Genomic DNA, 12,309 nt, shown 5'->3' with positions numbered 1-12,309 from the left:
GGGGCGAGGTCACCCGTTCGGCGTGACAATGTCTCCATGCGCACGCTCCGCATGCTCGTTGCGGCCGGAGCCGCCGTCGTCTTCGCTGCGACGGCCGCGACCGGCGCCGCCGCCGCGCCCAGCCCGCCGCCCGCGCCGAAGCCCCGGATCACGGACGCGGAAGTGGACGCCGCGCTGGGGCGCCTGACCGGGTACGTCACCGACGCCCTGCGCAGCACCGGGGTTCCCGGAGCCGCCGTCGCCGTCGTCCACGACGACAAGGTCGTCTACCTCAAGGGCTTCGGCGTCCGGCGCACCGACGCGCCCGGTGCCATCGGCCCCGGCACCGTCTTCCAGATCGCTTCCCTCTCGAAGCCGATCTCCTCCACGGTGGTGGCCGGCACCCTCAAGAACCCCGCCGACTGGGACCGCCGCACCGAACTCCCCGGCTTCGCGCTGAAGGACCCCTGGGTCACCGGCCACGTCACCACCGCCGACCTGTTCTCGCACCGCAGCGGCCTCCCCGACCACGCGGGGGACCTCCTCGAAGACCTCGGCTACGACCAGGCGTACATCCTCGACCACCTCCGCCTGGAACCCCTCTCCCCGTTCCGCGCGAGCTACGCCTACACCAACTTCGGCTTCACCGCGGCCGCCGAGGCCGTCGCCCGGCAGCACGGCACCAGCTGGCAGAAGCTCGCCGACGACACCCTCTTCAAGCCCGCCGGCATGACCCGCACCAGCACCGAGTTCTCGGCCTTCGTCAATGCCCCCGACCACGCCGCCACCCACGTCAAGAACCCGGACGGCACCTGGTCGCCCCGCTACGTACGCGACCCCGACGCCCAGGCCCCCGCCGGCGGCGTGAGCTCCACCGCCACCGACATGGCCCGCTGGCTGCGCCTCCAGCTGGCCGGCGGCACCCTCGACGGGAAGCGGATCGTCCCCGCCGACACCCTCGCCACCACCCACCTGCCGCAGATCCTGTCCCAGGCCCCGACCCCGCCCCTGGACCACACCGGCTTCTACGGGCTCGGCTGGAACGTCTCGTACGACGACGCGGGCCGGCTCCGCCTCAGCCACTCCGGCGCCTTCGACCTCGGTGCCAACACCAACGTCACCATGCTGCCCCTGGAGAAGCTCGGCATCATCGTCCTCACCAACGGCGCCCCGGTCGGCGTCGCCGACGCCATAGCCGAGGACTTCTTCGACACCGCCGAGCACGGCAGACCGACCACCGAGTGGCTCCCCCTCTTCGCCCAGCTGTACGCCCAGGCCCTCGACCCCGGCCGCTCCACCACCGACTACGCGCACCCGCCCGCGGGGGCGAAGCCGGCCCGCGCCGACAGTGCGTACACCGGGACCTACGTCAGCCCGTACTACGGGAAACTGACCGTGACGGCGAACGCCGGCGGCGGCCTGACCCTCTCCCTCGGCCCGAAGCCGATGCGCTTCCCGCTCACCCACTACGACGGGGACACCTTCAGCTACGTGACCGCCGGCGAGAACGCCGTCGGCCGCACCGGGGTGGTCTTCAAGGACGGCACGGTCCGCATCGAGTACCTGGACGCCACCCACCTGGGCACCTTCACCAAGCCGTAGCGGCATAGCCTGGACCCGATGAGACGCAGAGCCCAGGCACCCCCCTCGCCCCTCCCCCAGGTCGCCGGCATCGACCCGGTCCGGCTGCGGCTGCCCGCCGACCCCGACGGGCGCTGGCCCGACCTCGGCGGCTACCTCGCCGAGCGGTACGCCGGCACCCGCGGCGCGCAGTCCATCGCGCACCTGCTGCGCGCCGGGCGGGTGTTCGGCCCCGGCGGGCGGGCCCTGGGCCCGCAGGACCCGTACGAGCCGGGCGCCTACCTCTGGTTCCACCGGGACATGGAGCCGGAGCCCGTGGTGCCGTTCCCGATCCGCGTCGTCCACCGGGACGCGCACCTGCTGGTCGTGGACAAGCCGCACTTCCTGGCGACCACCCCACGCGGCAGCCACGTCACGCAGACCGCCCTGGCCCGGCTGCGCGCCGAGCTCGACCTGCCCGAGCTCAGCCCGGCGCACCGGCTGGACCGGCTGACGGCCGGACTGGTGATGTTCAGCATCCGCCCCGAGGACCGCGGCGCGTACCAGCTGCTGTTCCAGGAGCGGCGGGTCCTCAAGCGGTACGAGGCGCTCGCGCGCCACGACCCGGCCGTCGCGCTCCCCCGCACGGTCCGCAGCCACATCGAGAAGACCCGCGGGGTGATGGCGGCGGCCGAGATCCCCGGCGCGGAGCCGAACGCCGAGAGCCTGGTCGAACTCATCGACACCAAGGGGGAGCTGGGCCGCTACCGGCTGACCCCGCACACCGGGCGCACCCACCAGCTGCGGGTGCACATGAACGGCCTCGGCCTGCCGATCCTCGGCGACCCGGTGTACCCGGAGGTCACCGACCCGGCTCCGGACGACTACCGCAGACCGATCCAACTCCTGGCCCGTACGGTGTCGTTCACCGACCCGGTCACCGGCACCCCGCACCGCTTCGAGAGCGGCCTGAGCCTCACGGCCTGGCAGGACCTCGCCGGATGGCGAGGTCCCGACAGCCCCGAGGACCTCTAGGTCGTGTCGTCAAAGTCCCGTCTGGCCGGCGGGGCCTGGCACGCACGCTCGGGCGGCCGACGCCACTTTGACGACACTCCCCAGGTCGTGGCCGCCTAGCCGACCGAGCTGTAGGCCACCACGCCGCGCAGCAGCGCGTCCACGGCCTTGCGGGCATTGCGGGCCACCGTGCTCCCGCTGTCACCGGACGCAGAGGGGGCCGCGGCCGCGATCTGCCCCAGCACGTCGATGACCTGCTTGCACCAGCGCACGAAGTCGCCGGCGGGCATCTCCGCCTCCCGCAGCACCTCGTCCAGGCTCTTATCGGAGGCCCACTGGTACGCGGCCCACGCGAAGCCCAGGTCCGGCTCGCGCTGGCCCACGCCCTCCGCCTGGTTGATGCGGTGCTCCTCCTCCAGCGCGTCGAGCCGGCCCCAGATGCGAACCATCTCGCCCAGCGCCGCCTTCGCGGCACCACCGGGCACCTTCGGCGCCACCGCATCGTCGGACTGCCGCGCCTCGAACACCAACGCCGAGACGCAGGCGGCCAGTTCCGCCGGGGACAGCCCCTCCCAGACGCCCTCGCGCAGGCACTCCGACGCCAGCAGGTCGAGCTCCCCGTACAGCCGGGCGAGCCGCTTGCCGTGCACGGTCACCTCGTTCTCGCGCAGGTAGTCCAGCTCGGTGAGCAGCGCGTGGATCCGGTCGAAGGTGCGGGCGATCGTGTTCGTACGGCCCTCGATGCGCCGCTCCAGCTGCTGGGTGTCCCGCCTGAGGCGGTGGTAGCGCTCCGCCCAGCGGGCGTGGTCCTCGCGCTCGTCGCACCCGTGGCAGGGGTGCGCCCGCAGCTCGGCGCGCAGCCGCGCGATCTCGCGGTCGTCGGCGGCCGCGGCCCGGCCGCGCCCGCGCCGCTCCGGCGCGATGTGTCCGGCCTTGGCCCGCAGTTGGGACGCCAGATCCCGACGGGACTGCGGCGAGCGCGCGTTGAAGGTCTTGGGGATCCGCATCCGCTCGATCGCCTCGACCGGGACCGGGAAGTCGATCGCGGCGAGCCGCTTGACCTGCCGCTCCGCGGTCAGCACCAGCGGCCGCGGCCCCTCGGCGTACTCGAACCCCCGGTGCCCGTTGACCCGGCCGGCCGGCACGCCCGGGTCCAGGACCAGCGCGAGCCCGGCGAACTTGCCGGTCGGCACGTGGATGATGTCGCCCGGCTTGAGCTTCTCCAGCGAACCGGCCGCCTGCACCCGGCGCTGGGCCGCGCCCTGCTTGGCCAGGTCCGTCTCGCGGTCCTTGAGGTCGCGGCGCAGCTGCGCGTACTCCTCGAAGTTCCCGAGGTGGCAGGTCATGCCCTCCCGGTAGCCCTCCAGGCCCTCCTCGTTGCGCTGCACCTGCCGGGAGATCCCGACGACCGAGCGGTCGGCCTGGAACTGCGCGAACGAGGTCTCCAGCAGCTCGCGCGAGCGGTGCCGCCCGAACTGGCTGACCAGGTTCACGGCCATGTTGTACGAGGGCTTGAAGCTGGAGCGCAGCGGATACGTACGGGTGCCCGCGAGCCCGGCGAGCCCCGCCGGGTCCATGCCCCGCTGCCACAGCACCACGGCGTGGCCCTCGACGTCGATGCCGCGCCGTCCGGCCCGGCCGGTGAGCTGCGTGTACTCGCCGGGGGTGATGTCGGCGTGCTGCTCGCCGTTCCACTTGACCAGCTTCTCCAGGATCACCGTGCGCGCGGGCATGTTGATGCCCAGCGCCAGGGTCTCGGTGGCGAAGACGGCCTTGACGAGACCGCGGACGAACAGCTCCTCCACGACCTCCTTGAAGGTGGGCAGCATGCCGGCGTGGTGCGCGGCGATGCCCCGCTCCAGGCCTTCGAGCCACTCGTAGTATCCGAGGACGTGCAGGTCCTCGGTGGGGATGGAGGCGGTCCGCTCCTCGACGATCTCGCGGACCCTCAGACGGGCCGTGTCGTCATTGAGCCGCAGGCCCGCGAACAGGCACTGCTGGACGGCGGCCTCGCAGCCGGCCCGGCTGAAGATGAAGTTGATGGCGGGCAGCAGCCCGTCGCCGTCGAGGCGGGCGATGACCTCGGGCCGGCTCGGGGTCCAGATCCGGCCGCGGGAGCGCCGCTCGCGCTCGCGGTCGGCCTCGCGGACCATCTTGCCGCGCCGCCGGTCCTTCGGACTGTACGTACGGGTGTTCTCCTCGCGCGCCATGCGCAGCAGGTCGGGGTTGACCTCCCGGCGCGCGGAGCCGCGGCCTCCGTGGTCGGACTCCTCCTCGAAGAGGTCGTAGATCTTGCGGCCGGCCATGACGTGCTGCCACAGCGGGACGGGCCGCTCCTCGGAGACGATCACCTCGGTGTCGCCTCGCACGGTGTCCAGCCAGTCGCCGAACTCCTCGGCGTTGGACACGGTGGCCGAAAGGGACACCAGCGTGACCGACTCGGGGAGGTGGATGATCACTTCCTCCCAGACGGCTCCGCGGAACCGGTCGGAGAGGTAGTGCACCTCGTCCATCACGACGTAGCCGAGGCCGCGCAGCGACTGCGAGCCCGCGTACAGCATGTTGCGGAGCACCTCCGTGGTCATCACGACCACGGGCGCCTCGGAGTTGACGCTGTTGTCACCGGTCAGCAGGCCCACCTTGTCGGCGCCGTAGCGCTTGACGAGGTCGGCGTACTTCTGGTTCGACAGCGCCTTGATGGGCGTCGTGTAGAAGCACTTGCGGCCCTGGCCGAGGGCGAGGTGCACGGCGAACTCGCCGACGATCGTCTTGCCCGAGCCGGTCGGGGCGGCGACGAGGACGCCCTTGCCTGCCTCCAGTGCCTTGCAGGCGTCGACCTGGTACGCGTCCAGGTCGAATTCGTACATCTCGCGGAAGGGGGCCAGGGCGGAGGCCTCTTCGGCGGCGCGGATCCGGGCAGCGGCGTACCGCTCCGCCGGTGAGAGTTCTTCGGTCATCTTGTCTTCGAGCCTACCCGCCGCCCCTGACAACAGTCGCGATCATTTATACGGACTGCGCGGGCCGCCGCGGCGACGGCGCTACGACAGCAGCCGCAGGGCCCCGGGCACGCAGTCGGCGGTCACCGGCAGCGGTCCGAGCGGCTCGCCGTCGGCGTACGCGGTGATCCCGGCGGCCTCCAGGGTGATCTTCGCGGCCCGGTGGACGGTCACCTTCGGGTGGCTGAGGTGCGTCCCCTTGTAGACCTGCGGAAAGACCTTCAGCAAGGTGGTCCGGCTGCAGTCCCCGACCACCGTCACGTCGAAGAGCCCGTCGTCCGGGACGGCGTCCGCGCAGATGCGCATGCCGCCGCCGTACGAGGACCCGTTGCCGACGGCGACCAGCGCGGCCTCGGTCTCGATCACCGGACCGTCGTCGAGGGTGATCCGGTACGGGAACGGCCGGAAGGAGGCCAGCTCCGCGAGGATCGCCAGGTCGTACTTGAACCGTCCCGCCGGGAGCCGCATCCGGTTGCCCCGGTCGTTGACCCGCGAATCGAAGCCGGAGCACAGCACGGTCCCGTACCAGGTCTCCCCCTGGTCCGGGATCCCCGCCACCCGCCCGAGGTCGATCTCGCGGATCCGGCCCTCCTTGAGCGCTTCGGCGGCGAGCCGCCCCGCCTGCGCGGGCTCCCCCACGGGCAGCCCCATGGCCCGCGCGAAGTCGTTCCCGGTCCCCACGGCGACCACCCCGAGCGGTACCAGCGTCCCGGCCAGGGCCTGCAGGGCCAGCGAGACCACGCCGTCGCCGCCGACGGCGATCACCGCGCCCGTGCCCTCCCGGACGGCGGTGCGCAGCCGCGACAGCGCGTCCGCGGCATCGGCGCCGAGCACCGTCCGTACGGAGAACCCGGCGGCCCGGAGCGCGGAAGCGGCCGGCTGCGCGGCGTGCGCGCCCCGGCCGCGTCCCGCGGTGGGATTGACGAGGAGGGTGATCTCAGCACTCACCCGGGGAATGTACCTGTCAGGTCGCGTCGTCGTAACCGTTGATCTGCCGGCGGCCGCCGTCGGCCTGCTCGGGCAGCGCGGTCGGGGCCTGGACGGGCTCCATCTCACCGATGGGCGCGGGCGTCAGGTCCAGCTCGGAGGCCTCGTCGTCGTCGAGGAGTGCGTCGGGGTTGCCGCGGCCCCGCCTGCGGTCGTTGACCAGGCAGATCCCGAGGGCGATGAAGTAGAGGGCGACGATCGGAGCGGCCAGCGAGATCATGGTCAGCGGGTCACCGGTGGGCGTGGCGAACGCGGCGAAGATCGTGATGCCCAGCACCATGGCCCGCCACCAGCTCGCCAGCCGCTTCGCGGTGAGGATCCCGGTGAAGTTGAGGAGGATCAGCAGCAGCGGCAGCTCGAAGGCGAGGCCGAAGACGATGACCATGCGCGTAACCAGGTCGAGGTAGTCGTCGACCGGGAGCAGGTTGCGCGCGTTGTCCGGGGTGAACTCGAGGAGGATCGTCGCGGTCTGCGGCAGCAGCTTGTAGGCGAGCACCCCACCGGCGGCGAACAGCGGAGCGCCGACGGCCACGAAGCCGACCGCGTAGCGCTTCTCGTGGTTGTGCAGGCCCGGGGCGACGAAGGCCCAGAGCTGGTAGAGCCAGACCGGCGCCGAAAGCACCACACCGGCGGTGAGCGAGACCTTGAGGGCGATGGAGAACGGGGCGATGAGGCCGTTCACCGTCATGTCGGCGCAGGGCCGGCCGTTGCGCTGTGAGACCACCCCGTTGGTGCAGCCGACGGAGTCCAGCATCGGCTTCAGCATGAAGTCGATGAGGTCCTTGTAGTAGAAGGCAGCCACGATGGTGATCACCAGGATCGCCAGGACCGACTTCAACAGGCGGTTTCTCAGCTCACGCAGGTGCTCGACAAGAGGCATCCGCCCTTCGGCGTCCTTGGCCTGCTTGTCCTGCTTCTCCTGCTTGCGGGCAGACTTGAGCAACCCACGTCCCTTGTCTCGTTGCAGATGACCGGCGTGATCAGGGCCGCGGGCGGACAGCCCGGCGGCCGGGCGATCAGCCCTGGGTGGTGTGGTTCGGCTCGTTGACCGGACGCGAGCTGGTCACGTCGCCGGGAGCGGCCTTGATGGTGCGCGGGGCGGCGGCCTGCTGCGGGGCCTGGTCGGCGACGGTCGCGGCGGTGGCGTTGTCCTCCGCGGCGCCCTCCGCCTTCATGGCCTTGGCCTCGCTCTTGAGGATGCGGGCCGACTTGCCGAGGGAGCGCGCCATGTCGGGGAGCTTCTTGGCACCGAACAGCAGGAAGATCACGGCGATGATCAGGAGGATCTCAAGAGGCTTCAGATTGCCGATCATGTCTGACTTCCTTCTCACCGAAACGGCTGGTTGTGGTGTCGGCGGCCCCGGACCGTGATCCGTGACCCCTCAGGCAAGGATCGTAACCCCCGGGGGTTAACGCCCGGCAATCCCCCGGGGTATCCCGCCTTGCGTGCGGCTGGGACCGACGGTACGGGTCCTGACCCGCACTTTCCAGAGATCTGCGGGACGCGATCCTGTGGTTTGTACCGTTTTCACGGCCGGACGGCGCCGCCCGAGCGTGCCAGGTCGCTCGCCGCGCGCTCCAGGTCTCCCGAGGCGTCCGCGATCCGCCGGCTGGCCAGCTCGACCTGGCCGGACAGCCGCCGCACCTCCACGAAGACGCGCACCGCGAGGACGGCGAGGACGGCGAGCCCGAGGAAACCCAGGGCGATTGCGAGCATCGGCCACAGCATGCTCCGAGCCTAGGCCACCGGCCGCCTCAGACGCTGCGCAGGGTGCTCACGCCGCCGCCGGTCAGCAGTTCCACGATGCGCTCACCGGCCGGTTTGCGTACGGAGGCCCCGCACTCGGGACAGGTGAACGAGTAGAACGTGGTGCGCCGGCTTCCGCCGATCACCAGCCGCAGGGACCCCGCGTCCAGCTCGAAGCGGGCCCGGCAGTCGGAACAGGCCGCTTTGAAGGAGACCGGCGGCCCCGCGGCCGCCTGCACACCCCGTGGCCCGGACATTGGCGACATCGCTCGGCGCTCCCCTCATGCCGTCCGCTCGCTGACGGCGCGGCTCCCGTACGGCCGGGCCCGTACCGCACGGCCCCGCCGCTTCCCCTTGCCCAGCCCTGCTCGTACCGCTTCTTCAGCCCTGGTCCCCGTAGCCGGCGAGCGCCTCCCGCGCCGCCTGCCGCGCGCTGTCGGCCAGCTCCGCGGGAGCCACGATCCGGCCCTCGCGGCCCAGCCGCAGCGCGAGCCGGCGCAGCGAGGCCGGATCCGGGCTGCGCAGCGTGATCCGCAGGCCGCCGCCGGAGAGCTCCTCGGCGCTGTCGTGCGGGTAGTACTCGGCGACCCAGCGGCCGCCCGGTCCGACCTCGACCACGACCTCCGGGTCCTCGGCGGCCGGCTGGACGAGCCCCTCGGACAGATCGCGCGGCTCGATGGCGGGCGGATCGGCCCGCTCGTCCAGCAGCCGGATCTCGGCGACCCGGTCGAGGCGGAAGGTGCGCCGGGCCTCGGAGAGGTGGCACCAGCCCTCCATGTAGGTGTGGCCCACCGCGAAGAGCCGGATCGGGTCGACCTTGCGCTCGGTCAGCTCGTCGCGGGCGGGCGAGTAGTAGCGCAGCCACAGCCGCCGGCGCTCCGCGATTGCCCGGTCGACGTCGGCGAAGACCCCGCCCTCCGCCTCGAAGGTCACCGACAGCCGGGAGCTGGCCCCGGCCGCCTCGCCCGCGGCGGCCTCCAGCTTCGCGGTGGCCCGCAGCAGCGCGTCCCGGTCGCTCTCGCGCAGCCCCGGCAGCGTGGCCACGGCGCGGGCGGCGACCAGCAGCGCGGTCGCCTCGTCGGCGGCCAGGCGCAGCGGCTCGGCGGTGGACTCCCCCGAGGCGTCGGGGTTGCGCCACCAGATGCGCTCCCCGTCGGTGTCGATGTCGAGCAGGTCCCCGCCGCGGAAGCTGGTCCCGCACATGGGCAGCACGTCGAGGTCCGAGATCAGCTCGTCCTCGGTGATCCCGAAGGCACGGGCGACGTCCGCGACGTGCGCCCCGGGGCGCTCGCGCAGGTAGGTCACCAGGGACAGCATCCGGCGGGTCTGGTCGATGGCGTTGGCAGCCATGCTGGTACGTCTCCCCCTCAGGGCACGTCTTGTGAACGGTGCGGTGGTGCGATCGGTGCGGCGGATCGGGCGGCGGCCGCGCCGGGCCCGGCAGATCGGATCTGCCGGTCCGGTCCGCCGGGCGGCCTCAGCCCGCGGCCACGGCGCGCAGCCGGTCCACGACGTCCGCCCGCAGGTCGGCGGGGCCCACGACCACCACGTCCGGCCCGAACTCGACCAGCCAGGCGTCGAGCCCGTGCCCGTACGGGATCTCCAGCTCGTCCCAGCCGTCCCCGCCCTCGCGCACCGCGGTGGCCTTGGCCCGCAGCGGGTACCCGGCCCCGGCCCGCAGCCGGATCAGCGCGGAGCGGTCCGCGCTCTCCCCGGCCCAGCTCGCCACGGTCTCCCGTACGGTCACCACGTCCGGGACCTCGGCGGTGTACCTGGCCGCACGGGACTTGACCTTGCCGGTGATCCGGGAGAGCCGGAACACCCGCTCCGCCCCGCGGTCGCGGTCGTAGCCGGCCAGGTACCAGTGGCCGCGCCAGCACTCCAGCGCCCACGGCTCCACCTGCCGGGTCTCGGGCCGCGCGGCGGTGGACTTGCGGTAGTCGAAGGCGACCGGCCGGCGGTCACGGCAGGCGAGCATCAGCGGTTCGAAGGCCGCCTCGTGGACCGGGATGCGCGGTTCGATGGCGCTGTGCTGGCCCTCGTACGGGTCCCCCGCCTCCGGCATCCCGCCGGCGCGCAGCTTCTGCAGGGCGCCGCTGGCGGCTCCGGCGAGGCGGGCCTGCTGCCAGACCTTGGCCGCGAGCCCGAGGGCGGCGGCCTCCTCGGCGTCGAGGGAGACGGGCGGCAGCCGGTTGCTGTCGCGGCGGGCGAGGTAGCCGGTCTCGCCCTCCAGGTTCTCCACCGTCTCGATGACCAGGCCGAGTTCGCGCAGATCGTCCTTGTCCCGCTCGAACATGCGGTTGAACGACTCGTCGTTGCCGGCTTCCATGTACGCCTCGATGGAACCGCGCAGCTCGCGCTTGCTGAGCGGCCGGCGGGTCCCCAGCAGACACAGCGCCAGATTCATCAGCCGCTCGGCCTTGGCAATCGCCATCGACGCCCTTCCGCCCTTCTCCGCTTACACGTTGGCACTCGTCCGGCAGGTGCGACACGCGCGAGCACGCACGGCGCACACCTCCGTGACCGTTGACCGTACCGCCCCGGCGGGCCCCGGCAAAAGCGAGGGCCCCCGCCTGACGGCGGGGGCCCCTTCACCGATCGCGGGTCGTCGAATCAGACGCCCATCAGGTCGCAGACGAAGATCAGCGTCTCGCCCGGCTTGATGGCGCCGCCGGCGCCGCGGTCGCCGTACGCGAGGTGGGCCGGGATGACCAGCTTGCGCCGGCCGCCGACCTTCATGCCCTCGATGCCCTTGTCCCAGCCCGGGATGACCTGGCCGATGCCCAGGATGAACTGCAGCGGGGCGCCGCGGCCCCAGGAGGCGTCGAACTCCTCGCCGGTGGAATAGGCCACGCCCACGTAGTGGACGGAGACCTTGTTGCCGGCCGTGGCCTCGGCGCCTTCGCCCACCCAGACGTCCTCGATGACGAGGTCGGCCGGAACCGGGAAGTCGGGGAAGTCGATCTCGGGCTTCTCGAGCTGGTTGCTCACGGAACTGCTCCTCAAAACTGAATCAGGTCAACTCGGACAGTCTTACATCACGGCGAGGATGTCGAGGCTGAAGACCAGCGTCGAGTTGGCCGGGATGGTGCCCGTCTCCTTGTCGCCGAAGCCCTGGTCCGGCGGGATGACCAGCAGGATGCGGCTGCCGACCTTCTTGCCGGTCAGGCCTTCCTTGAGACCCTTGACCGACAGCTGGTCCATCGGCCAGGTGACCGTCTGGTCCGTGGCGTACGTGCTTTCGAAGGTCTTGTCGTCCTTCCACGTCTTGCCGTTGAACTTGACCACGACGCTGTCGGTGTCCTTGACGGCCGGGCCGTCACCCTCCAGCACGTAGTTCGACACCAGCTTCGCCGGCGGCGTCACGTCCTTCGGGACGGTCACGGAGACTTCCTTGCCGTCCGTGTTCGTACCGATCTTCGGCAGGTCCTTGTCGTCCTGCGCGACCTCCTTGCCCTTGGCCGAGGCCGGGACCGAGGTGCCCTTGACGATGTCCACGACGAAGACCAGCGTGGCGTTCGGCTTGATCTTGTCGCCGGATCCCTTGTCGCCGTAACCGAGGTCCGGCGGGATCACGAGCTCCAGGCGGCTGCCGACCTTCTTGCCCTCAAGACCCTGGTCCCAGCCCTTGATGACCATTCCGGCACCGATGGTCACCTCGAACGGCTTGCCCTTGCCGAAGCTCTGGTCGAACGGCTCCTTGCCGTCCCAGACCTGGCCGTAGTAGTTGACCTGAGCGACATCGCCCTTCTTCAGCACCGGGCCGTTGCCCTCGCTGACGGTCACCACCTTCAGCTCCTTCGGCGGGTCGCCCTTGCCCTTGGCCAGGGTCGGGGTCTCACCGAACTTGGCGCCCTTGGTGATCGCGGGCGCCCCGTTCTTCATCTCGGCGGAGTCGGAGCCGCTGTCGCCACAGGCTGCTGTCGACAGCAGCAGAAGGGGTACGACAAGCAGGCCGGCAAGTCGGCGCACGTGTTCCTCAGATCTCAGACGGCGGTGCGGTCGTCGCCACTCTAAGGCGTGCGC

12 protein-coding genes are annotated in these 12,309 nt (G+C 71.7%); 2 read left to right on the top strand and 10 right to left on the bottom strand.

Annotated features, from left to right (window positions below):
* Window positions 1-36: 36 nt before the first annotated feature.
* Together ACFXGI_RS04555 and ACFXGI_RS04550 are read left to right on the top strand one after the other, a co-directional pair.
* Window positions 37-1,581, top strand: coding sequence for a serine hydrolase (locus ACFXGI_RS04555; protein ID WP_384703160.1), 1,545 nt, complete (start codon window positions 37-39; stop codon window positions 1,579-1,581).
* 18 nt (window positions 1,582-1,599) lie between these two features.
* On the top strand, window positions 1,600-2,574 hold the full coding sequence (locus ACFXGI_RS04550) for an RluA family pseudouridine synthase (RefSeq protein WP_384703152.1): 975 nt from the start codon (window positions 1,600-1,602) through the stop codon (window positions 2,572-2,574).
* A 95-nt stretch (window positions 2,575-2,669) separates the two neighbouring features.
* Here ACFXGI_RS04550 and ACFXGI_RS04545 read toward each other — a convergent pair whose 3' ends face one another.
* From ACFXGI_RS04545 to ACFXGI_RS04500, 10 genes are all read right to left on the bottom strand, one after another.
* Window positions 2,670-5,510 (bottom strand): DEAD/DEAH box helicase, encoded by a 2,841-nt coding sequence (locus tag ACFXGI_RS04545; RefSeq protein ID WP_384703149.1) that lies wholly within the window; start codon window positions 5,508-5,510, stop codon window positions 2,670-2,672.
* An 81-nt stretch (window positions 5,511-5,591) separates the two neighbouring features.
* Window positions 5,592-6,497, bottom strand: a complete 906-nt coding sequence (locus ACFXGI_RS04540) for a diacylglycerol kinase (protein WP_384703147.1) — start codon at window positions 6,495-6,497, stop codon at window positions 5,592-5,594.
* Window positions 6,498-6,513: 16 nt separating this feature from the next.
* On the bottom strand, window positions 6,514-7,479 hold the full coding sequence (gene tatC, locus ACFXGI_RS04535; RefSeq protein ID WP_384703145.1) for a twin-arginine translocase subunit TatC: 966 nt from the start codon (window positions 7,477-7,479) through the stop codon (window positions 6,514-6,516).
* 73 nt (window positions 7,480-7,552) lie between these two features.
* Entirely contained in the window at window positions 7,553-7,849 is a 297-nt protein-coding gene (tatA, locus tag ACFXGI_RS04530; protein WP_384703142.1) for a Sec-independent protein translocase subunit TatA, read from the bottom strand.
* A gap of 215 nt (window positions 7,850-8,064) precedes the next feature.
* On the bottom strand, window positions 8,065-8,265 hold the full coding sequence (locus tag ACFXGI_RS04525; RefSeq protein WP_030860243.1) for a hypothetical protein: 201 nt from the start codon (window positions 8,263-8,265) through the stop codon (window positions 8,065-8,067).
* 26 nt (window positions 8,266-8,291) lie between these two features.
* Entirely contained in the window at window positions 8,292-8,540 is a 249-nt protein-coding gene (locus ACFXGI_RS04520; protein WP_384703139.1) for a hypothetical protein, read from the bottom strand.
* A gap of 124 nt (window positions 8,541-8,664) precedes the next feature.
* Entirely contained in the window at window positions 8,665-9,633 is a 969-nt protein-coding gene (locus ACFXGI_RS04515; protein ID WP_384703137.1) for a helix-turn-helix transcriptional regulator, read from the bottom strand.
* A 127-nt stretch (window positions 9,634-9,760) separates the two neighbouring features.
* Window positions 9,761-10,717 carry a helix-turn-helix transcriptional regulator gene (locus tag ACFXGI_RS04510; protein ID WP_384703134.1) on the bottom strand — a complete coding sequence of 319 codons (957 nt, stop codon included), beginning with the start codon at window positions 10,715-10,717 and terminating at the stop codon, window positions 9,761-9,763.
* Window positions 10,718-10,896: 179 nt separating this feature from the next.
* Window positions 10,897-11,274 (bottom strand): FKBP-type peptidyl-prolyl cis-trans isomerase, encoded by a 378-nt coding sequence (locus ACFXGI_RS04505; protein WP_030860252.1) that lies wholly within the window; start codon window positions 11,272-11,274, stop codon window positions 10,897-10,899.
* 42 nt (window positions 11,275-11,316) lie between these two features.
* Window positions 11,317-12,255 (bottom strand): FKBP-type peptidyl-prolyl cis-trans isomerase, encoded by a 939-nt coding sequence (locus ACFXGI_RS04500; RefSeq protein ID WP_384703131.1) that lies wholly within the window; start codon window positions 12,253-12,255, stop codon window positions 11,317-11,319.
* Between the last annotated feature and the right edge of the window lie 54 nt (window positions 12,256-12,309).

Source organism: Streptomyces sp. NPDC059355 (genome assembly GCF_042752335.1).
Taxonomy (GTDB): domain Bacteria; phylum Actinomycetota; class Actinomycetes; order Streptomycetales; family Streptomycetaceae; genus Streptomyces.
The sequence above is the reverse complement of the archived record's forward strand: the minus strand, read 5'-3'. Positions and strand labels throughout refer to the sequence as shown.

What these genes read in the sequence shown, in the direction of transcription:
- ACFXGI_RS04545 (WP_384703149.1), bottom strand. Translation starts at nt 5,510, where the DNA reads ATGACCGAAGAACTCTCACCGGCGGAGCGGTACGCCGCTGCCCGGATC.
- ACFXGI_RS04510 (WP_384703134.1), bottom strand. Translation starts at nt 10,717, where the DNA reads ATGGCGATTGCCAAGGCCGAGCGGCTGATGAATCTGGCGCTGTGTCTG.
- tatA (WP_384703142.1), bottom strand. Translation starts at nt 7,849, where the DNA reads ATGATCGGCAATCTGAAGCCTCTTGAGATCCTCCTGATCATCGCCGTG.
- ACFXGI_RS04555 (WP_384703160.1), top strand. Translation starts at nt 37, where the DNA reads ATGCGCACGCTCCGCATGCTCGTTGCGGCCGGAGCCGCCGTCGTCTTC.
- ACFXGI_RS04525 (WP_030860243.1), bottom strand. Translation starts at nt 8,265, where the DNA reads ATGCTGTGGCCGATGCTCGCAATCGCCCTGGGTTTCCTCGGGCTCGCC.
- ACFXGI_RS04550 (WP_384703152.1), top strand. Translation starts at nt 1,600, where the DNA reads ATGAGACGCAGAGCCCAGGCACCCCCCTCGCCCCTCCCCCAGGTCGCC.
- ACFXGI_RS04520 (WP_384703139.1), bottom strand. Translation starts at nt 8,540, where the DNA reads ATGTCCGGGCCACGGGGTGTGCAGGCGGCCGCGGGGCCGCCGGTCTCC.
- ACFXGI_RS04515 (WP_384703137.1), bottom strand. Translation starts at nt 9,633, where the DNA reads ATGGCTGCCAACGCCATCGACCAGACCCGCCGGATGCTGTCCCTGGTG.